The 22,827-nt window shown below is 55.6% G+C and carries 16 protein-coding genes; 9 read left to right on the forward strand and 7 right to left on the reverse strand.

The features are described 5' to 3' along the window. Positions 1–266: 266 nt before the first annotated feature. The 5 genes from H7007_RS02700 (at position 267) to H7007_RS02720 (ending at position 4,660) form a co-directional block, all read left to right on the forward strand. A complete protein-coding gene (locus H7007_RS02700; RefSeq protein WP_287152954.1) occupies positions 267–404 on the forward strand; it encodes a hypothetical protein in 138 nt (45 codons plus the stop codon). 29 nt (positions 405–433) lie between these two features. Continuing rightward, positions 434–1,234 (forward strand): hypothetical protein, encoded by an 801-nt coding sequence (locus tag H7007_RS02705; RefSeq protein WP_287152955.1) that lies wholly within the window; start codon positions 434–436, stop codon positions 1,232–1,234. A 78-nt stretch (positions 1,235–1,312) separates the two neighbouring features. After that, a complete protein-coding gene (locus tag H7007_RS02710) occupies positions 1,313–2,233 on the forward strand; it encodes an ABC transporter ATP-binding protein (RefSeq protein WP_287152956.1) in 921 nt (306 codons plus the stop codon). Continuing rightward, positions 2,226–3,026: an ABC transporter permease subunit gene (locus H7007_RS02715; RefSeq protein WP_287152957.1), complete on the forward strand. Its 801-nt coding sequence runs from the start codon at positions 2,226–2,228 to the stop codon at positions 3,024–3,026. Before H7007_RS02710 ends, H7007_RS02715 begins: the two co-directional genes overlap by 8 nt. 260 nt (positions 3,027–3,286) lie before the next feature. Beyond that, a complete protein-coding gene (locus H7007_RS02720) occupies positions 3,287–4,660 on the forward strand; it encodes an NAD(P)/FAD-dependent oxidoreductase (protein ID WP_287152958.1) in 1,374 nt (457 codons plus the stop codon). Between the two features lie 293 nt (positions 4,661–4,953). On the opposite strand, the gene H7007_RS02725 is transcribed toward H7007_RS02720, so the two are convergent. Both H7007_RS02725 and H7007_RS02730 read right to left on the reverse strand, forming a co-directional pair. Beyond that, complete coding sequence (locus tag H7007_RS02725) at positions 4,954–6,009, reverse strand: tetratricopeptide repeat protein (protein WP_287152959.1); 1,056 nt, start codon at positions 6,007–6,009, stop codon at positions 4,954–4,956. Between the two features lie 123 nt (positions 6,010–6,132). Beyond that, the gene (locus H7007_RS02730; RefSeq protein WP_287152960.1) at positions 6,133–9,774 is read right to left on the reverse strand and encodes a tetratricopeptide repeat protein; all 3,642 of its coding nucleotides are present in this window, start codon (positions 9,772–9,774) and stop codon (positions 6,133–6,135) included. Positions 9,775–10,658: 884 nt separating this feature from the next. On the opposite strand from H7007_RS02730, the gene H7007_RS02735 reads away from it, so the two are divergent. The 3 genes from H7007_RS02735 (at position 10,659) to H7007_RS02745 (ending at position 14,381) form a co-directional block, all read left to right on the forward strand. Continuing rightward, positions 10,659–11,693, forward strand: coding sequence for a hypothetical protein (locus tag H7007_RS02735; protein WP_287152961.1), 1,035 nt, complete (start codon positions 10,659–10,661; stop codon positions 11,691–11,693). A gap of 206 nt (positions 11,694–11,899) precedes the next feature. Then, the gene (locus tag H7007_RS02740) at positions 11,900–12,712 is read left to right on the forward strand and encodes a hypothetical protein (protein WP_287152962.1); all 813 of its coding nucleotides are present in this window, start codon (positions 11,900–11,902) and stop codon (positions 12,710–12,712) included. Positions 12,713–13,076: 364 nt separating this feature from the next. Further along, positions 13,077–14,381: a toll/interleukin-1 receptor domain-containing protein gene (locus H7007_RS02745; protein ID WP_287152963.1), complete on the forward strand. Its 1,305-nt coding sequence runs from the start codon at positions 13,077–13,079 to the stop codon at positions 14,379–14,381. On the opposite strand, the gene H7007_RS02750 is transcribed toward H7007_RS02745, so the two are convergent. From H7007_RS02750 to H7007_RS02765, 4 genes are all read right to left on the reverse strand, one after another. Next, on the reverse strand, positions 14,353–15,417 hold the full coding sequence (locus tag H7007_RS02750; protein WP_287152964.1) for a toll/interleukin-1 receptor domain-containing protein: 1,065 nt from the start codon (positions 15,415–15,417) through the stop codon (positions 14,353–14,355). The two genes, H7007_RS02745 and H7007_RS02750, sit on opposite strands and share 29 nt — an antisense overlap. Then, positions 15,410–17,818, reverse strand: a complete 2,409-nt coding sequence (locus tag H7007_RS02755) for an ATP-dependent Clp protease ATP-binding subunit (protein ID WP_287152965.1) — start codon at positions 17,816–17,818, stop codon at positions 15,410–15,412. The genes H7007_RS02750 and H7007_RS02755 overlap by 8 nt, the downstream gene beginning before the upstream one ends. 126 nt (positions 17,819–17,944) lie before the next feature. Then, the gene (locus H7007_RS02760; protein WP_287152966.1) at positions 17,945–20,164 is read right to left on the reverse strand and encodes an ATP-binding protein; all 2,220 of its coding nucleotides are present in this window, start codon (positions 20,162–20,164) and stop codon (positions 17,945–17,947) included. Between the two features lie 14 nt (positions 20,165–20,178). Then, positions 20,179–20,766: a hypothetical protein gene (locus tag H7007_RS02765; RefSeq protein WP_287152967.1), complete on the reverse strand. Its 588-nt coding sequence runs from the start codon at positions 20,764–20,766 to the stop codon at positions 20,179–20,181. Between the two features lie 433 nt (positions 20,767–21,199). Here H7007_RS02765 and H7007_RS02770 point away from each other — a divergent pair, with 433 nt between their 5' ends. Then, complete coding sequence (locus H7007_RS02770; protein ID WP_287152968.1) at positions 21,200–21,547, forward strand: hypothetical protein; 348 nt, start codon at positions 21,200–21,202, stop codon at positions 21,545–21,547. A gap of 804 nt (positions 21,548–22,351) precedes the next feature. Here H7007_RS02770 and H7007_RS02775 read toward each other — a convergent pair. After that, positions 22,352–22,827: HEAT repeat domain-containing protein (locus tag H7007_RS02775; RefSeq protein ID WP_287152969.1), on the reverse strand; the 476-nt coding region annotated here is incomplete at its 5' end.

The raw sequence follows: 22,827 nt of genomic DNA on the forward strand, positions 1-22,827 counted from the left end.
GCGGAGACCTCTGAGGCAGGGAGAACGGCGGATCATCGCGTAAAAAGGAGGCGCCATCCAGCTGCGTTCGCACATGGCGCTTTCGGGGGCAAAGGTTCGGGGATGCAACCCGAAGTGCCTGGAGAGGAAAGGGCTCTCCCGTGCGGCGACGTGACTCACGGACGTTGCCCCGAGACGAGGTGGTGAGGGAAAATGAACCCGGTCCGGGATGCCATTTATCGTAAACGGATAGGCTTCGTTCTCGTCCGGCAGAGGGGGTGAGGCGCATGGTGGAGAAGGTAGTGGAGAAAGCGGTCCTGCGCATCGTAAGGAATCGGTGGGGTTATACGGAGGAAGAGCTGGCCGCCGCCAGGCGTACGGGCCTGGTGGAGGCCATAGGGTTCGGGACCTGGCCTACTGGATAAAGGCGGAACCGGTCTGTTCTCGCCACTGCATGGGCGAGAATTACGAGGGCAGGCCCCTCTACTTCGACGCCATGGGAGGGCTTATAAGGAGAAAATGCCCTCCCAGCATCTGCGTGCACGGCCTCTCCCAACTCTCACCGCTGATCTACTCCTACTACGACCACATGCTGCGCGGCGTGGACCCCAACCGCATGGTTTTCCACACCGTGGCCTGCACCGATCCTGGCATTAAACAGGGCGGCTTGGGGAGCTGCACCTTCCGTCTGAGCCGGGAGAGGATGCCGCTGCTTGAATTCGTCCTCCACAACTTCCGGCTGATCCCCTATCTCTTCGTCTGGAACCGCAGGCAGAGGGGTGGATGTTCTGCAGCGCAGGAGTTGTCCGGCGGGGAAAGCCCGCATCCCACGGAGTTCATGCGCCGCCTTCCCATGTCCGAGGGGGACCTTGATGCCTTTCTCGCCCGTCCGGAGAGAGAAAAGAGGTTGCGGGCCATGGAGAGGTTCCGGGATCATCGCATCGTGCTCCGGGTTGTGGAGGCCGTGGCCTGCCCGGCCGGACACACCTCGGGGGAGGAGATTATCCTCGACCCGTGCGGTCGCGTGCTCATGGAGGAGACGGGAAGGGACGTGTGCATCTTGGCCCTGCACAAGGCGTGGTTCCGGGTCCTGCTCCTCCTGGAGAGGATGGCCCAGGCGCCGGAGGAAGGGGAGCCCGACCTTTCCGGCCCCCTTTTTGACATCCCCATATCCTGCTACGGTGGTGCATGGCCTCTGGGGGCTTGTGGTAGGATACTCATGCTCGTCGGGGTGAGGGGGGCGGGAAGCCGGTGAGCACGGGGGTGTAGGAGGGGGACGCAAATCGGTCCTCCGGAAATAGGGCATGCGAGCGAGGGAAGGAGAGGGAGGCGTTTGGAAAAAGTTGCCATCCTTACCAGGGGACTCACAAAATACTACGGACGAAAGCGGGGCGTGGAGGACCTCGACCTTCGCGTGGAGCGCGGGGAGGTCTTCGGCTTCCTGGGCCCCAACGGAGCGGGAAAGACCACTACCATCCGCCTTCTTTTGGACCTCATCCGTCCCACGAGGGGGAAGGCGGAGGTCCTGGGCATGGACGCGCGCGTGCGGGGCGTGGAGATTCGGAAACGGTTGGGATACCTCCCCGGAGACCTCGCCCTGTACGATAACCTGACCGGGGAAGAGCTCCTGCGCTACCTGGCCGGCCTCAGAGGAGGAGCCGACTGGGGTTACGTCCGCTACCTCGCGGAGCGCCTGCAGTGCGACCTCACGCTACGCATCAAGTCCCTTTCCCGAGGAAACAAGCAGAAGATAGGCATAGTGCAGGCCTTCATGCATCGCCCGGAACTCCTCATCATGGACGAGCCCACCAACGGCCTGGACCCTCTCATGCAGCACGAGTTCCATCGCCTGGTCCGGGAAACCAGCGAGGCGGGAGCCACCTTCTTCATATCCTCCCACAACCTTCCGGAGGTGGAGCGGATGTGCGACCGGGTAGGCATCATCCGCGAGGGAAGGCTGGTGGCCGTGGACGAGGTCGAGGCCCTGAAGAGGAAGGCCCTGCGCCGGCTGGAGATACACTTCGCTTCTCCTGTCCCCCCCGGGGACTTCGCCGCCATACCGGGGGTCAAGGACCTCCGGGTGGAGGACCGGACGCTCACCTGCTCGCTCACCGGGAGCGTGGACGCTCTCATCAAGGCGGCGGCGCGCTTCGAGGTGCTCAACGTGGTCAGCCCGGAGGTCGGCCTGGAGGAGATCTTCATGCACTACTACCGGGAGGGATCCGGCGGGGAAGGAGGCGGGGCCGATGCTTAAGAACGTCTTCCTCAAGACCCTGCGTGACCAGCGGGTGTCCTTCGCCTGGTGGGCGGTGGGCATAGCCGCCCTCTGCCTTTTTCTGGTAGCCTACTACCCCACCGTGTCCAAGACCCCCGCTCTTACCCAGTTCATGGAGGAAGCCCCCGAGTGGGTGAAGGCCTTCGTGGGCGAGAGCGCCGAGGATTATACTTCACCCGCGGGTTTCCTGAACGGGGAGCTCTTCTTCATGATGGCCCCCATGCTCTTCATCATCTTCACCGTCTCGCGGGGGAGCGCGGCCGTCGCCGGCGAGGAGGGGAAGGGGACATTGGACCTGCTCCTGGCCAACCCGATTCCGAGGTGGAGAGTGGTCCTGGAGAAGGCGGCGGCCATGGCCGTCTCCTCCATCTGCCTGGGGGCGGTGCTCTGGTCGGCGCTGGCTGCCGGGGCAGCCGCGTTCGGCATGGACATCGGATTGGGGAATCTGGCGGCGGCGTGTCTTAGCTGCTTGCTCCTCGGCCTGTTCTTCGGGGCTCTGGCCCTGGCGCTGGGGAGCCTCACCGGAAGGAGGGGGCAGGCCGTGGGCATCGCCGCGGCGTTTGCCGTGGCCGCCTTCTTCCTCTACTCCCTCTCCGAGGTGGTGCGGGGGCTAAAACCCTGGAGCAGGCTTTCGCCCTTCTACTATTACCTGGCGGCCGAACCTTTGAAGAGGGGGCTGAACGGCATTCACGCGCTGGTGTTATTGGTGTCCGCTCTGGCGCTGGTGGCCCTCTCGGCCTGTCTCTTCGAGAGGCGGGACATACTGGTGTAAAGCAGCTACACCACCGGAAAGGGGAGAGTTGAGGCCGCTCTTGGTCGATGGTTCCCATGGAGGGCCGGAGGGATGTCGGCACAGATTCCATCCATTAATTCTGGAAAATGGAGGGTAAGGGGAAGCAACATACCGCTCTCGGAGCGGGAGGTAGGCATCGAGGCGGCCTGTGATTAGGGACCGCGAGCGGATAGGGGAAGGTGCGAAAAATCGGAGCGGGAGGTGGGCATCGAGGCGGCCTGTGATGGGGGTGATGAAGCGTGGAGAAATCGTTCGATGTAGTAGTGGTTGGGGCGGGGACTTCCGGTACCTACTTTTCCTGGAGATTGTCCGAAGCGGGTTTCCGGTGCCTGGTCCTGGAGAAAGAGAAGCTGGATTCGTTGGGGAGATCCATCGGCCCTTTTCACATGGAGGAACCCGCGTTCGAGAGGTTCAATATCCCCCTGCCGCAGGGAGACGAGTTGCTGCACCGCCTGGAAACAATCACCATGTGGTCCCCCAACGGAGAACACAGGGTCACCGCCCGTCTGGTGACCATGGACATGGACAAACCGGCTTTCATGAAGCGTCTGCGCGGCTACGCCGTGGCCAGCGGGGTGGAGTTCCGCGAGGAGACCGAATTCCTGGGCCTGGTCCGGGAAAGGGGCTTCCCGGCAGGCGTGAGGGTAAGGGGCGACGGTGGGGAATACGAGATCCGCTGCCGGCTGGTGGTGGAAGCCTCCGGCATACGGGGGGCGGTGAGGACGGGCATGCCTTCCACGCCCTGGTGGGAGAGCGAACCGGTGGAGGACATGGATACATTGGTGGTCTACATGGAGTCCTGGAAGGAGCTGGAAGGCGAGTTCAACCCGGGAATAAATTCCTACCTCCATTTCCAGGGTTGGTACGCCCCCAGCTACGGAGAGGAGATGATCGTGGGGGTGGGGATGCCGGCGAGCCGGGACGGCGCCAGGAGGAGGCACCGGGCCTTCGCCTCCACTCTGCCCTTCCGCGGGGTGACGGCCTGGTGCACGGAAGGCAGGGTCCCGTACCGCCGCCCGCCGCTCTCCCTGGTGGACAACGGGATCATGGTGGTGGGGGACGCCGCCTTCATGAACAAGCCCTTCAGCGGTGAGGGGGTCACCTCCGGCTTCGCTGCCTGCCGCATCGCCGCGGATGTGGCGGCGGAGGCGCTCGCCGAGGACGACCTCACGCGGGAGGCCCTGTGGCCTTACAACGTCCGCTACTTCCGGGACCAGGGAGCCAAGTTCGCCTTCCTGGCCGCCTTCATGCCCGCCGTGGTCTCCCTCTCCCCTCGGGAGGTGGACTTCCTCTACTCCGTGCCCGGCATCTTCACCGAGGAGGGCACGGTGGCCCTCAACCTGGAGTACGAGATGAGGTCCGACCCTGTGGAGACGGCCAGGGCATTTCCCGTCCTGGCCGGGGGGATAGCCTCCGGGAAGCTGCGCCCCGCCTCCGTCACCCGCCTGGCGCTAATGGGGAGCGTGGCGGCGAAGCTGCGCAGGCTCTACGAGGCCTATCCGGAACACCCCGCTACATTCGCTTCCTGGGCGGACAGGGTGCGCCCTTTGTGGCGCAAGGCGGACCGGGTCCGGCACGACTATTTCCGGAAGCTCATACGGGAGTGGGCCTGAGAGGTCATTGAGGAAAGACAAACCTCATTCTTAATGGCGTGTCTCTTGGAATAATGAGAATGAGAAGGGCTAGCAAACTGCGGCTCCTGGTTCCAAGGCCGGCTGTTCCATCGGAATCATCCCGGGCTTAGTATGTGGCGCTTAACCTATCACTCAGTAGCAGGCAGCTAGGCAAGTTCCTTCAGTATAGTTGTCACTCTAGCAAAAAAGAGTAATACGTGATTGGATTTTCGCTGTTTTTCTAAACTATAATAATTATACATATGCTGGTATATTATGGGATGTATTATGGTTCAACCATCGTTTCTACGCATTTTCCATCTGAAAAGATTAGGCTTCTTGTTTTCCTTGAATCTATTTTCATCCTTCAATTTCTTCTTATTGAATGGTTTATTATTCATGGAACCATCATGCATGCCAGCAGCGTTGACAGCTTTGTTTAACAGTATGCGAAGTTCAATAACATCCATAATTTCTCTTATTTCCTGAGCGAGTTGTGAGAGTCCACCTTTCTCTGCTAAACATAGAGCATCGCGTGCTTTTCGATGGGCTTCTTCCACGTTTCCAGATCGTGCGAGAAGAAGAGATTGTCCAATAAAAGATAATGCAAGATCCTCATCTAAGCCCAACTTACGACAGATGCTCTCCTGTTCTTTATAGAGCTTCATGGACTTTTCAAATTTCCCCAAGTCCTGCAAAATTTTTGCCTGATTCCCCAAAGAGACTTGGAGGTAATCCTCCAACCCCAACTCTCGGCAAATGTCTTCCTGTTCAATCAGGATTCCCATGGCCTCTTGGAGATTTCCTAGAGTATATAGGATTTTCGCCTGTTGTCTAAGAGAATATTCAAGATCAACTTTCGAGCCTAGATCCCTACATATTTGCTCCTGTTCTTTAAGCACCAGTAATGCTTCCTTAAGACGTTCCATAGAAGATAGGGTTAAAGCTATGTTTCCAAGGCAAATTTGCAAATCATCTTTCAATCCAACCTCCCGGCAGATACTTTCCTGCTCTTTGAAAAGTTTCATGGCTTCTTCGAGCTTACCCATGTCGTAAAAGATTCTTGCCTGGTTTTTTAAGCATTCTTGAAGACTGTCCTTGAGTCCAAGATCGCGATAGATTTTCTCTTCCTCCTTCAAAATATTTATTGTTTCCTGGTTTCCTGAGGGATAAAAGATGTGTAAGCCTGATTCCCGGCAAATACGTTCCTTTTCCATGTACAGTTCCTTTGCTTTATCGCGTTCCCCGACCCAGTATAGTGCTTTTGCTTGAAGCATAAGAGATTTGAGGACTTTTTCGGTAACATCGTCGCATTTCATATCCGAATTTAAATGCTCATTATATCTCATAAGTCAACCTCCGTTTTCTCACTGGGTTAATGATGAAACTTATCCTAAGATATGCCTAGATCGCTTTTATGTATTATAAATTTTTTCTTGTTTGCGTTAGTAATCAAAAATAATTTTTTTCTTTTAAAGTTCTACTCTTATCCACCCTTCTATCCACCGAATTTGATCCATGTCACCTCCTTTTTTCGCTGCATTTAGGGCCTCTTGGGCAAGTGAAAGAGCTTTTTCAAAATCGCTTTTTTTCACTAGCTGCGCCCTATACATCAAGCATGCCGCTAAACCTATCATGAAACCCATTTCGCGACAAAGGCCTTCACGCTCTTCGAGCACCCTTTCAAGATCTCGTAAACGACCTAATGTAGCGAGGACCTTAATCTCCTTGGCAAAGCACCTGTTTAGGCCGTACATAAAACCCAGTTCTCGGCAGATGCGCTCTTGTTCCTTCAGAAGCTCCAAAGCCTCCTCGGGCCTTCCGAATTCGTGGAGGATTAAGGCCTGGTTCCCCAGTGAGGTCTGTAGGCCATCTTTCAGGTCCAGCTCCCGGCAGATGCGCTCTTGTTCCTTCAGAAGCTCCAAAGCCTCCTCGGGCCTTCCGAATTCGTGGAGGATTAAGGCCTGGTTCCCCAGTGAGGTCTGTAGGCCATCTTTCAGGTCCAGCTCCCGGCAGATGCGCTCTTGTTCCTTCAGAAGCTCCAAAGCCTCCTCGGGCCTTCCGAATTCGTGGAGGATTAAGGCCTGGTTCCCCAGTGAGGTCTGTAGGCCATCTTTCAGGTCCAGCTCCCGGCAGATGCGCTCTTGTTCCTTCAGAAGCTCCAAAGCCTCCTCGGGCTTGCCCGAACGCCTTAATATAAGAGCCTTATTTCCTAAGGAAAGTTGAATTTTCCCTTTAAAGCCTAACTCGCTGTAGATAAGCTCTTCCTCCTTGCGCAGCTCTATTGCCTCCTCAAGCCTTCCACGCTTGTAGAGGATCGCGGCCTGGTTCCCCAGGAAGGCCGCAAGGGAATCCTTTAACCCCAGCTCCCGGCAGATGCGCTCTTGCTCCTCCAGTAGCTCCATGGCCTCCTCGAGCCTCCCCCAGGAGTTGAGGATCGCGGCCTGGTTCCCCAGGGAGGCCGCAAGGGAATCCTTTAACCCCAGCTCCCGGCAGATGCGCTCTTGCTCCTCCAGTAGCTCCATGGCCTCCTCGAGCCTCCCCCAGGAGTTGAGGATCGCGGCCTGGTTCCCCAGGGAGGCCGCAAGGGAATCCTTTAACCCCAGCTCCCGGCAGATGCGCTCTTGCTCCTCCAGTAGCTCCATGGCCTCCTCGAGCCTCCCCCAGGATTGAAGGATCATGGCCTGGTTGCCCAGGACAGCCTGCAGATCTGCGAGGTGGCCGCTTGGGCGAGAGCGCTCCGCCAGTTGTTCCCAAAGGGACAAGGATTCCTTGAGGTGCCCCGTAAGGTAGAGCATCTCGGCGAGTGCGGATATGTTTATAAAGCCCTCTCTTTCCGGTTTCTTTAGAATATTGCGATAAGTCTTCACCACGGAGAAGCCCTCTCCCTCCAGTGCCGTCCAGTAGGAGAGGACCTCGTACTTATCTTGATTCCAGGCTAAGGAGAAGAAGGAGGGGTCGGAGAGTACGGAAGAGAGCCTCTGCCAGGCGGAGGCACGGTAGAGCTGGAAGGGGAGCTCGCTCACCTTCCTCGGGGAGAGCTCGCGCTCCTCGAAATAGTCGGCGAGGGCTAGGCGCACCCTTCCTTCCTCCCCTCCCGTGAGATATTTCCCTTCCGCCACCTCCGAGAGCTCGCGGTGGTAGAAGGAGAGGAGGATGGTTCCATCCGCCTGGCGGCGGGTAAGGTAGGGCTCGAGGTCGGAGAGGAGGCGGGACCAGGCGGCCACGGGTAGGGTGTCCACCTGAGGGGAGCGTGGGTTGCGTCTCCGGAACTCCTGCATCACCTTTTCGTCGCGGGAAAGGAGGTCCAGCGTCTCCTCCTCGGAGAGCCCGTAGCGCGAGGCGCAGAGAAGTGAGAGAAAAGTGGAGAAAAGTACCTTTCCATACTCCTTCTCCAGGTGCTCGTAGAGATTATCTATGATTTCCACGATCCCCTCCCCGAGGCGGGAGTCCACGTCGTAGGAGTGCCAGCGGCAGGCCTCCACGCAGGCCAGGCGGAGGTAGAGGGGGTTTCCCGTTTTCTCGAACTCGAGGAGCACCTCCTCCTCCTGGAAGTCCTGCAGGGCCCGCCCCTCTTCCGCGAGCCAGAGGGAGAGAAGTTCCTTTCCCTCCTCTGGTGGCAGGGGGCCGAGCTCCCGCAAACAATCCTGGGACAGTCTCCTCCGCAGCTCTTCCAGGGCCTCGCCCTCCCGCACGCTCGCCACCAGGCGCACCCCCTTAGGGAGGAGCTCGGGGAACCAGGAGAGGGTGGCGGAGGGCTTGCCTGCGAGCTGGTCCAGACCGTCCAGAAAGAGAAAGATAGGGCGCTCCTCGCCTGCCAGGGAGAGCAGGCTCCGGAAGCGCAGGGAGAGCTTCTCTAAAGAGCCCTCCTCCACTGTTACCTCCAACCTTCTGCAGAGGCGAGCCAGCTCGGAACAAAGGTCCGAAAGGAACAAGGATACTTGCGTGGAGGCGGGGGTGGCCCCGAGGAAGCGGCGTACCACCTGCGCCTCGGGGTGGGTTCTCTCCGCCTCCTGCGCCGCCCGGGCTAAGAGGGCGGATTTTCCGCACCCTCCCTCTCCGTGGATGACCAGGGGCCGCGGGTTCGCGGCCGCCAGGTAATCCTTTATCTCCTGGAGGTGGGAGTCCCTGCCCACGAAGACGCGGGCGCGCTCCTCCGCGAAGGCACGGTGCTCCTCCACCTCCCTTGCCAGCTCATCCTCCTCTTCGAGCCTCTCTATCTCGGAGAGGATGATCGATGAAAGGTCGGACAAGACGTCCTCGCAGAGCTTTGGCAAGTGGTCGAGTGTAATAGGGGAGTCATCCCCTCCCCCTCCCTTCCAGGAGGCACGGTAACGGCGCACGTTTCCGGGGAGGGTCTCCTCCAGCTTTGCTTTGAGGTTTGCGAGAAGCGAGGCGGCCTCTCCGTTTCTCCTTCCGTCCTCGGAAAGGTCAAGAAAGGTGGCTGTCTCCGGGAGCAAGCCCCCTTTCCCGTCTGAGGGGTATCCCTGGATTTCCCGGAAGTAGCAGAAGACGTGTTCGGGCGCGTCCTCCACGGTGAGGGCCCCCGCCGCGATCTCCTGCTCGGTGGCGGAGGCGGTGTATTTGAAGACGTCTTGCCCGGAGAGTCCCGCCCGCCGGGCCGCCCTCTCCAGGGAAGAGCGCAGCCTTTCCTCTACCTTCCGCCAGGTCTCGGGATCCCGGTAGTCATCATGGCGGGGCTGGAGGAGATATTCGGGAGGGACAGCGTTCTCGTCCAGGCGGTACCAGGACAGGGCAAGATTCCTTTCCACCCCGTCCAGCTGGGCGAGCAAGGCCTCCATCTCCCTTGCCTCCACCCGGTAGGGAAGAGGGCGCCATCCGTAGCGGTCGCCCAGAAGGACGATGAAGTTGGGTCGGGGTGTCAACCGCTGGCAACGGGAGAGTTCCTCCAGGCAGATAGGCATGGTGCGTTGGTCAAAGGAGGCCTCCTCGGCCACCCCCCACCTGAGGTCTATGGCCTGGAAGGAGCACCCCCTCTCCTCGCAGAGCCTGCGCAGCGCTGGGAAGACGTGCTCTTGCAGGGCATCCCTTTCCGCCTTCAGGTCCTCGAAGGTGGAGGAGACGAAGATGCGGAAGGTCTTGGTCGTCTTCATACCATGTGCCTCCTAGCCCTGGAAATTCCGAACTTTACAAATGCGCTTAGTATCTTAGCTTTAAGGTTTTCGATCTACACCACACCTATTCGAGAGCCTCCTTTTACGCTGATATTGCCCTACGATGTCTTCAGCATGGCTGAAGAGCCTTTTTGCCCAGAAAGCAAAGGGAATAGCGCCGTCTTTAGCATTTTTATTCTCCACCCTGCTTTATTGTTGCTCCATATTTAGCACGCTCGGGATGGACCGACAAGACGTTTTTCATACCCACTACCGCGCGCTCTCGGAAGTGACGTTGCCGGGCCCATTTCGCCATGCGCCATCCATGCCTCATAAAGGGTGCGCCCTTTGCGCCAGGAGACTTTTCCCTATCAGGGAAGAAAATATAAAGGACCGGTTCAACGATATAAGATCACCCGGCTCATGGCATCTCGATTGCCATAAAAACATTTTCACCACGCACCTATATCTATAGGCTCCGAGGTGGTCTCTCGTGGCCCGAGCATCTCCAAACTGACCTTGCCCCAGGAAGCGGAAAGGCATGAGAAGGGAGGGAGACGCGAGCCCTTACCGGTGCCCCTGCAGAAGTAGGGGCCGGCTGCATCTACAACCCCATAAGCATCTGAACTTTACCCCCCGCGCCTCCCTCGGCCCGTGTATATGTGAATTAATGGTTTCTCGCGAGCAGAAGGAGAAATCTGGGGGGTTTAATCCAGAGAACTATCACTAGATTTTGGATGCGATGTATAATTCCATCTATGTTGAGGGCAGAGACGACCTTTGCGGCTTGCGAGGGGGCTATCAGTCACGGAAGTGGGCGTTACCTCGTGAGCAGGGAACAAATGCGGGTCCTGGGAGGGTTTAAACAACACGGAGCATAAAGAATGACACATGAAATACAGAGCAAGGAGGAACTTTTAAAACTGTTGAGTGAGGCAAAACGGGGAGATTTTGAGGCCTGGAGGAAAATCAAGGAAGCATATGAGAAAAAGTTAACACCCTTTATAACATACCTTGTGCGTAAAAATTACGCTCCATTCTTAAAGACAACGGACATAACCGAAATAATTCAGGACATATTGCAGGAGGTGTGGGAGTTATTAATATTGCGATTGCAGAAGGATCCGCAAGAAGGTGGATATGATCCTGAGAAGATAAGCAGACCCGAGTCCTTCCTGGCGTGGCTAAAGGAGTATTTCGTAAAGCCTAAAGTCATCGAATTTAAAAAAAAGATTGAAAATGAGACACTTCAAGAAATAAGTTGTGATGAGAGAAAATGGCCCTCGCTGTTCGATATAGAACAGCATACCCCCGAGGACATCCTGTTGCTCGCTCAAAAGGCAAGGGAGGAGTTGATCGCCTCATGGTGGCTTTTGAGGATTGTCTTTCTCTGCGGAGGTTATCCTCACCAGCAGCTGTCTTTCGGCTTCTCCAAGCTGATATACGGGAGGCCAAGCCCGCGTGGGTTGGAGGGCAATCCTAAAAAAGTCGATGGCCAGCACGGCTCAACTCCGCTGCATGTACTGAGTGAGGAATTCTCGAGGGATTACGCATCGGCGTCCCAACTGAGGGAAGAGGATATTGAGAAGTGCCTTGAACCGTTGATGCAAAGATTGCCACTCAAATTAAAGGAGATAATGGCTAAAGACAAAACCTCGCTTAAATATTACGAGAACATGGCGGACTCGATGGTTGCTTCTACCTGTCTGCGGGATTATTATGTCAATTTCCGCGATGGTTACAAAGATGCCATCCCCGACTGGTCGGATAAACTGGAGAAGCGGGTGCTTAAGGTGTTGGGGGTCGCCCGGGGAAAAGCGTCTACGTCCGGCCGCAAGGAGACACCGTGTTCGCGATGCAAATTACGCCATCTCCCGCCCTGCCGCGGATCGCACGGCCAGTCAGTAGCCATTTCTTAAAATGCAGCATGCACTGGGCGAAAAAAGAGTGGATAAAAAGGAGATGCTGGACATAAAAAGAAGTCAGATTGAGGGCACCAGGGGATGTCGAGAAGCGTAGATCGTAGCCGTTGATTTGACGATATGTAGTAATCCGGGGACCGCTGCATGCGAGAAATACGCGGTTTGAGCATATGGAGTGAGGGTGTAAAAGGAGGGACAATAACTTGGATCATCCAGAGGAAATGGCAATCGTTAGATACGTGAACAAAAGGGCTACAGAGGAGGAGGCCGAAAAGCTGGCTCAGCATGTTTTCCGCTGTAAGGACTGTCTGGAGAAAGTGATGGCCCTGCGCCGCCTCTGTCGCCAATTCGACGAGATCTGGGATAGCTGGACGGCGCGGGAACACGGGCGTCGGCTCATGCGCTGGAGGATCGCGGAAGCCCTGGCAAAGGCAGCTATGGAGGACGAAGGAATCCTGGAACGTGCCTGGTCATGGCTGGTGAGTATGGAGGGGGATGCGGGTATCGCTGTAAGGATAATAATCTCTCGCGAGGGAGCGCTGGCGGTTCCCATTGATGTTCCCCCGCAGCTGGGTTATGATATGTGGCACGATTTTTCTGAGGCCAGTGGGGAGCTGGAGGAAGTGTTGCGTGGCAGAGTAAGGGAAGCGCACTACCTCCTCGCCACTGGACGTTGGGATGAGGCAGCGAGTTTATTGCGGGACACCATGCTCATAAGCAAAGAGGCTGGGATTCGATGCGATCTGCTCTTCGCTTACCGGGGAACTATATACACTCAGATACGGGTTGATGGAGAGACGAAAGCCATCGAGGTGATCTGGGAGGAGCAAACTGCCGAAGCACTGCCGTGCCTACTACTACTTTTGCCCGAAAAAGAAAACAGAAATCCTCTAGTTGCAAAACCGGAGTGGTCGCCTCAAAGCGGTAATATGGTTGCCGTTTTCCGCGAGTTGGAGGAAGGCCGCTATACCCTTTGCATCGGCCCCGTTGTTCATAAATTCCAAAGGGCGTTTTAAGGATGAGTTCGCCAAAGCATCAATGCCACTCTTATGCCATAGGCGAGGTCTCTCGGTCAGAACTACTCGCCTGAGAAATGTCTAGCTGCTCGTCGTCGTTTGCTAGGGGGCTCGAAAGTTATCGCCATGACCTCGGCTTGTTCTAGGGGTTTCCCGACAGAGAATACATAATGAGTACCAAAGATTATCTGGATTAAAATTAAATGTTGGAAAATTAAAAACATCCATTATATATTATATGTTTTATTTAAAAAGTCAGGGGCTAACAGTAAATTCTATACCACTACCATGATGTGCCAGTGGAATCAGTGACTTTGGCTATAGCGAAGAGCAGGTCTGCACAACGTAATGGGAGGTGGTTGTAATGACAGTGGTTGGCCGAGAAAGCGGTTGCGTGATCGTTGATTCATCATCGATGAGGGATGCAAATAGTATGAATTATAACGTTTTCATCTCCTACGAGAGCAAAGGATTGGGTTTCGCTAAAAATCTGTATACCGCCCTTAAAAAGGCGGGCTACTCGGTTTTTCTGGACTGCTACGATATGCATACCACCCCCAATTGGCTGGAGCAGGCAAGGATGGTCATCGAGAACTGCAAATGTTTCATATGCATATTGACAACGGATGACGGTCCAACGAGCAAAAACGTACTTTCGGAACTCAAAGTAGCCAACGATCTAGAAAAAAAGGGATTATTGAGCATCCTCCTGTTCGAGCCCGCTCGCTTTGACAGAAAAAAATGGGAAGAAGCCATGAGTGGCGCAAAGGACGTGCCCCGACTATTAAAAAAGAGGCTTATCGAAGGGTCGTATTTCGTTTTCGAAAACGCAGCGGACCTTGTCGATCAGGTAGTGAGAGAGTTAACAAATCTCGGCCCGGTATCGCCCTTGCTCGCCGGTGAAGCGGTTGCGGGAATGTGGCAGGCTGGGATAGAGAGGGTTTTCAAAAGCAGGCGCGCGGATGGGGAAAAGTTAGCGCGAGAGATAGCTAAACAGATAAAAGATTCCACCGAGATCAGGATGATGGGGAATTCCCTTCGGGATTTTTTCTGCGAAAACGCCCCCTACAGGGGTATTGTCGATGAAAGCCTGAAAAAGCAAATGCCTCCAAGATACATGCTTTTGCTGCTAAACCCATTGTCTCCGGCCGCAAAGGACAGGGCCATCGTGGAAAATGGCCTTAAGGTCGAAGACGACAGAGCCTACCTGGAATGCGGAGTTTTCAAGGACGCTTTTAATACGGCAGAATACGTGATAGAAAAAATCAAGGAAGGCAAGGACATACAAGTAAAATTTTCTTCGGTAACGCCGACCTTTTACATGATAAGAACAGACAGGTATACCTTCGTGGAATCCTATCATATGGGGCAATTGGCCCACGTGGGTGTTCATGTGCCGGACGACGACATCAACATGGTCTGCATAGGCGGTTATATGCCGGTATTCATGGTGAAGAACGACTCCACGTTCGGCTGCTTCCTGAAGAGCCACTTCGACTTCTTGTGGAATAAGGGGGATTGGATAACTAAGCTATACAAAGAATTGGAGCAATTCAAAAAAAACCCGATAGAATACAGGAGAAAGCAGTTCATAGAGGAGTTCTTGAGTAAAGGTAAACACTTGGTCGACAGGGATTGGCTCAGCGGAGAATTTCGCTCCCTGATATAGTTTTCGCTTCGGTTTCCAATTCGGCTACGATAGCCTCTATCTCGTTGATGGCGGCTATCCGCGAATTATGATGCTGCCATCCGCGTTCCTCGAGGAGTTCATCGAACTCCTGATCGAAGTATTCTATCCTGCTCTTCATGCTGGGTGCATGCCGGGTGAAGATGGTCTGACGGCTTCCGGACATGGACACCGATTCGGCGGCGAACCAGTCACCGACCAGGGTAACGTTCTCTTCCTCGTACATGCGGTCGTTTATGGCTATCTGCGCTTTGGAATCGGGCATGGAGTGAAGGAACTCGAGCAATGTCTGAAGCCGAGCCGACCTCGCCCGCGGGCTGTATTTTGTGGGCACCCGCGGATTCACGATCAACTTGCACCCCGCCACTCGTGCGTGCTTCTCCAGCATAAGGCGCTCCAGCCTCAGCAACTTCTTGTAATACAGACCGGCTTCATAGGGATGGTAGCGGATTGTCCAGACAGGATCGGAGAGGACTCGGTGAGGAATGCTGAAGGAACCAAAGGCCCCTTTCTGCCTGACTAGGCCGTGCTCGCCCATCTCCAGTATGCTTCTGGCGTATTGCGCTATGAGGACCGTGCGCTCTTCCGGAAGCTCGGCACATTCATAAAGCGCAAATTCCTTTTCCTGGAATGAGTTGACGAGGCTTTCGAAGATGTCCCGCGTGAGCTGGGTCCGTATCTCCTCCGGGTCGTCGCTCAGTATCATTGCGTGTAACTCCTGCAGCATCTCCCCGGGAAGCGTTCCCCTGGCAACGGGGAGCACGGGCACGTTGAGAGCCATGGCATATCCTATTTCCTGGTGGACCCAACCCCGCTTGCTCGATGATTCGGTTATGAGGGGAAGGAAGACATGGGCATGGGCAATGCATTTCCTTATCTGTTCCGGGAAACCTCGACCGTAGGCGAAGTTGCGATCCCACAGGGGGCGCAGGCCGATCTCGTTGAGGATGGAAACGATGAGTTCCACCAGGTCGCTGTCCTCGTGAGAATAACTGATGAACACACGGTAGTCATTCATGGCACTTCTCCTTGCCCTGCTTTAGAAGAGCCGCCATCTTCACGCGGCCTTCTTCCTGGCTTGGGGTCTTTTTCCTGCGAAAGGTCATTCTGCCCTTGGAAACCCCCAAAGATATTATATCTTCTTTATTGAAGGATCCAGCGATGAGCCTCGCGGCTAAAGGTTCCGCCACCATGGTCTCGATGGCCCGCCTTAGCGGGCGCGCCCCCATCTCTGGGTCGTATCCCGCTTCGACCAGTAAGTCGAGAGCCTTGGAGCTTATCTCTAACTGCAACGGGATTCTGGAAAGCATCAGGCGCGCAATCTCCCTAAGTTCCTCATGTGTCAGCGGGTTGAAGACGACTATATCGTCGATGCGGTTGAGGAACTCGGGGCTGAAAGCGCGTTGAAGGTCTCTTCTTACCTCGCGGTTGACGTCGGGCTGTGCGCGCCTTTTGGCGATCTCGCCATTCGCTTCGAAGCCCACACGGCGACTCTTGCGCAGGCGCTCCGCTCCCACATTGGAAGTCATGATTATGACGGTGTTGCGGAAATCCACCGGCCGTCCCAATCCGTCCCTCAAGCGCCCCTCGTCCATGACTTGCAGCAACAGGTGATGGACGTTCCGGTCCGCCTTTTCCACTTCGTCGAGAAGAACGACGGAGTAAGGGTTTTTCTTCACCGCCTCGGTGAGCGTACCTCCCCGGTCCGAATCCGCATAACCGGGGGGTGACCCTATGAGTCGTGAGACGGCACTCTGATCGCAATACTCCGACATGTCCACGCGAATGACCTTTTCCTCGTCGTCAAAGAGCACCTCGGCGAGTGTCCTCGCGAGTTCCGTTTTCCCTACCCCTGTCGGCCCCAGAAAAAGAAAAACCCCTACAGGGCGCTTAGGATCTCGCAGGCCGGCCCGCGCGCTGCGGATGGACTGGCACACGGCATTCACCGCCTGCTCCTGCCCTACCAGCCTTCTCTTTATCAGGGCTTCCATTCTGAGCAGCTTCTCGCTCTCATCGGCGGCTATCCTCCCCACGGGGATGCCCGTCCAGTCGGAGATGACCCTCGCGACATCCTCCCTGGTGACGAAGGTGATGGAAGCAGCAGGAGGCACAGGGTTTCGTGTGAACAACTTTTCCTTTTCCTCCGTGGAAAGCCTGCCCAATTCGCCGATGCCGTAAAAGGATCGCAGGCGACAGTTTGAGCAAGCCTGGTCCAGAAGATCGAGGGCCTTATCCGGCAGTCGCCGCTCCGGGAGGTAACGGGTGGAATATTCCACAGCGGCGCTAAGGGCGTCGTCCAGTATCTGGAGCCCGTGGAAGGCCTCATACCTGCTGCGGAGCCCGCGCAATATGCGCAGTGTGTCCTCGGTCGTGGTCTCGCCGACGTACACGGGCTGGAAACGCCTCTCCAGGGCGGGATCGCTCTCGATATAGGCGCGGTACTCCCCATAGGTTGTGGCGCCGATGCATTTGAAATCGCCGCGGGAGAGCGCCGGTTTGAGGATGTTGGAAGCGTCGAGGACGTCGGTGCTCGCACGACCCGCTCCGATCAAAGTGTGCATCTCATCGATGAAGACAATGAGGTCAGGATCCTCACGTGCCTCCTTGACGAAAGCGAGCACCTTCTCCTCGAAGGAGCCCCGATAGATGGTGCCCGCGACCAGTGCTCCCACCTCCAATGTCCGCACGCGCTTGTTTCTCAGCTCGGGGGGCACTTTCCCCTCTGCGATGAGCTGGGCGAGGTTTTCCACGATGGCCGTTTTCCCCACTCCAGCATCTCCCACCAAAACGGGATTGCTCTTTTTCCTGGAGAGCAGGATCTGTATGACCTGGAGGGTTTCGGCTTCACGCCCTATTATGGGGTCAAGCTCGCCGCGCCTCGCCTGTTCAGTAAGGTCGCGTCCCAGTTTCTCCATGAGCTGCGAGGACTTTTCGAGACCCGGTTGCTCCACCGCCTTTCGGCGCCGGTAGAAATCGGGAACCCAGGCTCCAGACCTCAGCATGGTGCGCAATAATCTTGCGATGTCTTCCGGACTGGAGCCCTGAGCCCGAACGGCACGCGCGAGCGCACTCCTTTTCTCCTCGAGCAGGACGATCAGGATGTGCGGCGCTTCCACTCTTCTTATGTTGTAACGAGAGGCTTCCTCCGCTGCATTTTGCAGGATTTTCTGCGTTTTCGCCGTGAGATAGACATGTCTTGTGTCGTCCGATCCCATGGCCAGGTCCTCGCGCACCCTTACGGCTGTTGTATCCATATCGGCACCTGCCATGGAGAAGCAGCGCCGCAGGTTCAAGTCTTCCAGTTCGGTTATTCCAAGGAAGAGGTGTTCAGGACTCAAGCCCCGGTGCTTCAGATCCCAACATGTGTGCATGGCATAGGTGAGGGCAAGCTTAGCGGATTCTCCCAAATCCTCGAACATCTCCGTACTCCGTCACGCTGAAACTATCCTTGTTTTATGCCGTATAATCGGACCTTGATCAAAACATTTCTACTGCGTGATTTCCCTTGTCCTCGTCCTTCAGGAGAAATATTCCATGATGACCCTTCAAAAAGTACATGCATGGCGCATAAAGTCGTCCGGATCAACATGCATCGATAGCTGCCGCGGCGCCGGCAAGCTTGACAGCTCGTAGGATTTTTTCCCCGCCAGAGTGCTCATCTCGACTATGGCCTCCATGGAGCGCGTCCCGTAATAGTATCTTTCGACCATCAAGAAAGCGCGCAGCACCCCGTCGTTTATTCTTATGTTTCCGAGGTCGTCCATTAGGTGCGCGGTTTTTCTTTCGAGTATGGTACGCAACAGGAAAGCCCTCCTCAGGATATAATTTTCGTCTCTGTGTTTATTCTCCCCCGTCCTGGGATTCGGCCCTAGGATGTTCACGAAACCCTTAAGTCGGCTGACGAAGTCATCCTTTTTCGCCGCTTTCTCGCTTGCTTCCCTGCCCGCGTGGCCGGCCCTGAATTCCTCCATGGTTGTGTACCGGCTTCCTGCGAAGACGAAGATCGAGGGCCCGATGGGATGGAAGGCTCCGCCTTCGCGGAAGTGCCCGTCCTGCATGGGCGCCAGGAAATGCCTCAGCCATCCCAATTCTTGACCCTCGAGCGTGGTATCGAACTCATCCCAGAAGACCAGAGGGAGATACTGCTCCAACACCATGTCTCTCACTATATGAAAGGCAGCGGCGAGTTCGTTGGGTGATACGAGCTGGGAGAGGTTGAATTCATGGGCTTTTATTAAGTCCGGGAAATTTGCCTTCGCCATCTGTTTGATGGCAAAGGACTTGCCCGCGCCCGGAGGACCGAAGACGGCTATGGACAAAGGTTTTTCAATACGATAACCGGCGCGGTAGCGGTTGACGTATTCTTCCACGATGTTGCTTACGCTGCGCATGCTTTCTATCTCCTCGCGGTCCACTGAGGACCACTGGCCTATGCGCTCTAGAGGCACCCCCCTTAAAGCATGTTCCGCTCCTTTGATGACAACTTCCTTGGCTTTATCCAGCCTGCCCGCGATGCTTCCATGCGAGAGATCCGCCGCCAATTTGATATCAAGGATGCTCTGGCTTCGGCCGAAACCGTGGGCAAGCTTTGTTTCTTGGAATTCGGTAGGCTCATTTCCCAATATGCTCAGGGCTATCCTTTCGCAAGGAAAGCTGAGGCGCAGTGCGTTTCCTTCGGAATCCTCATCGTATCCGTGGAGGTGCAGGATACGCGCCGCATGACAACCACGTTTTATCGCTTCGATCATCTTTTGTTCAATCGTGTCTTCCGAGGGTTCTACTTTTGAGTTAAATACCACTAATTTCCAGATGAGCGAGGCCTCGATACAGATGCCATACCCGATCATGTCCCCTTTATGTTTTTTCTCCCAATCTCCTTCCTGGTTTTTTGGGTCGAAGACCAGCACGCTATCCCAAACCTCATTCTCGCCTTCCTTTTTTGTCAGCAACACTGCGCCGGACGCTCCCAGCGAGACCACGACCCTCTTGGCTTGCTTTAACCCGGGATGGTTGGTAACCGAATTTACCGTCTCCTCATAAACCTGTTCCCAGGAAATAGGATAACCTATGTGACACCCGCTCTTTCTGAGGTCGCTTACCGAGGTGAAGGCGATCAGCTTTTGTGCGTGATTCCGGCACAATCGTTCGAGAAGCGGGTCATCTTCAAGGGGATCGGTCACCTTGATGAGGATAAAACGTGGGAATCCTTCTCCGCTTTCTTCCGACGTGCCGCTCACGGTATTTATGAAAGAGGGCCAGGACTTTTCACAATTCCTGAAGCCGTGGTTGCTGTCCTCGATGACCAAAATATATGGAACGCGTTCTTCAGCTCCCTTTCCCACATTTTGATAAGTTTCTTCTGCGGCCCCGTTTTGGTTTCCAATGGCGGGAGAATGATGTTCCCCCAGGAATTCGCTTACCCTCCATACGTACTCTCTCCCGCCCGATCCACGTCCTTCAAAAGTGGACCAGGACATGAAAGCCTTTGCCACGCCGGGATATCCGGGTTGCTGGAGTGCGGCATCGGGGAGTACAGGGCCGTGGATTTGCAATCTGTTTCCCGCACCCGGGTATTGTTTAGCCATCTCCTGGAGGAGCGCGGTGAGCAGAGCGGCGCCTCCCGGCTGGGCCGCGGCCTGGCAGGTGAACTGCCCCCATCTTTGGGCAATATCCATGTTCTTGGCTGATTCTCCGCGGGGGAGTAGGATTTGCCAGTCAACGATGACATCGCCAACTATGCATATGACGATCTTGCCGTCGTTCATCTTTGCCCCCTTGTTCAAGCATCAGCACTACTAAGGCCCTCGACAAGCAGGCGGCCCTGTTCCTCCCCCAAGGTAGTGGGTTCCCGCGTGCCCGGCTTGCGGTTCCCCGCCCGAACGATAAGCACCGGTTTCCCCTGGCCGCGTGCGCGGGCTACTATCTCTCCCGTACCGCCACGGCCTTGCGCATCTTGGCCATCCCACACCGCGATAAGCACATCGCAGTGATCGGCGATGTAATTCCCTCCCTGCGCGTAACCCTCGTTTCTGTCCGGATTATCGGGAAGTTCGATGACCTCGCTTGCCTCACGCAGCAGACGCTCGAACTCAGTACGGGATGGCGAGCCCTCGTCCCCGAAATCCTTGATGTATTCCTGCATCGAAAAAGGTATGACGGCGATCAGCGAGGAATCGGAGTTGCGGAGCACGACCTCCGTAACCAGTCGATCCGCGCCCTCCGCAAGGGATGAGAGGATCGCAAGGGGACGGTCACCGAAGTTTTCGCGCAGCAACTCCACAGCCTTTTCAATGCCGGCGACGATCTTGTCCTCCTCCATGAGAATGCGATGTCCTATTACCCCGACCTTGATGGGTTCAGATTGCATGGCACTCCTTTTCAACATTTCTGGCTGCCTATAATAGAAAGCCTCATGTTATGTTTTCACACCCTTTCCCCACATAAATAATAAAAGTATAAGCAACATATTGGAAGTGACCCGTTGCCTGGATTGGGGCGTCATCTTCCGCTTGATACCCGGCGGACGGCCCACAATCCCTCAATCCTTCATGCAAAGGAAGCGAAACGGCATCGACTCTTGGAAGCGCTGCATAAAAGCAGATGTCTGTTTGCCTTCACGGTGGAGGCGGTGCAATATTCAACCCATATTTATTGGGCTTGTCTGCTTAAAAGGTCTTTCTAAGTTCGCGAGAAAGTCTTCCGTATTCCATATTCCCATAGGAAGCTTCCTGGGAGCCCGAGGGCAAAAGTTAAGGATCGTGATCGATAATTAATGACATTCGAGGAAGGAGGTCATTTAAATGCTGGAGATTATCGTCCTGATTCTTGTATGCGGTAGGGTTTTCAAGATCGCTAAATACAAGGGATACAGGGGTGGGCTTGCCGTTCTGGCCACCATAGGAGTATGGCTTGCATGCGAGGTTTTGGGAGCGATAATCGGAGCCGTCGCTTTTCGCAACCAAATGGGCGCGGTTGTGTTTGCGTTTATAGCGGGAATGGGAGGCCTACTTCTGACATATCTTACAGTCAAGAAGATGGGGCCGAAGGTCATGACCCTTGGGTATCAATCCGCTCCTGTAGACGGTGCGGAAGGTACAGGCGTTGTGAATAGCACTCCTGCGAATCCGGGCGACTTGCAGAGCGGCTGATTTACATTCGTGTCGGAAACGGCTATTAAAGGGGCATGGCATTGCTTATGCCGTGCCCACCCATTTTCCCCAAGGGATTTTATTGGTTTGCACAATAAAAAATCGGGTTTGATAGTGTCAATTACACGCTTCCTTCTTAAGAAGGGTATTCGCTTGCGACTGCGGAGGCGCATGATAGGAGGCTGATCCAGCTTTCATAGAATCGAGAGTGCTGCACTCTCCGCATCTTCAAAAGGGTTCTCAAGCACTCATCATACCGTAAGGGCGATGTCCAAGTTCGGGTAAACACGGTCAGCCAAGCGGTGGACTTTAGGGGCTGCATGTCTTGAGTAGAAGGTTGTTAGTCAAAAGCTCTTTCGGGATAATTATCCTCTCAGTCATTCCTCACTCCCCTTATCAGAGAAGTTTGTGGGGTGCGGTAGTCGGCCCCATCCTTTAAGGAAGTCGAATAGTGGATCGATCAAGTAGGGCCCCTTAAGAAGACGAAAGAACACCGGCATTTACTCCCGGTGTGTCGGGATGCCAGGGAATACCCGATTGTCTTAAATGACATGACGGAAGCGCAGAGGATTTGGAATATTTCCGTACTCCCAAATAAGAAGACTCCGCATTCAACAGCGTAAAGTGGAATTTCTGTGAGATTTAAAGCCAGTAATCAGTAGGGCACAGACGTAGTTGTTCTCTCATCCCATACTTACGACAAACTTTGTCGTTGCTGTGCTAAGCACGAGGGACATATAGGAATTAACCTCTCATCCTCTTCGACGCAAGCCTTTCCGGAACCTCCACGGCCTCTCTCTACACTTACCAGTCCCTGTCTATCAGGGTCCCGATGAGCGCCTCCACCGCCCGGGAATCGCCGATCTTTCCCAGGGCCACTGCGGCCTCCTCCCGAACGTAATTGTCCTCGTCCCCCAGGGCCCGGATGAGCGCCTCCACCGCCCGGGAATCGCCGATCTTTCCCAGGGCCACTGCGGCCGCCTTCCGAACATCCCTGTCTTCATCCCTCAGGGCCCGGATGAGAGGCTCCACCGCCCGGGAATCGCCGATATCCCCCAAGGCCTTTACGGCAGCACTCCGCACCAACGCACTTTCATCCCCCAAAGCCCCGATGAGCGCCTCCACCGCCCGGGAATCGCCGATCTTTCCCAGGGCCACTGCGGCCGACCACCGCACACTCAAGTCCTCGTCCCCCAAAGCCCCGATGAGAGGCTCCACCGCCCGGGAATCGCCGATCTCTCCCAAGACATTTGCGGCCTCCTCCCGAACGTAATTGTCCT

Origin of the sequence: Candidatus Solincola tengchongensis (genome assembly GCF_015711935.1) — a bacterium.
Taxonomy (GTDB): Bacteria; Actinomycetota; Geothermincolia; order Geothermincolales; family RBG-13-55-18; genus Solincola_A; species Solincola_A tengchongensis.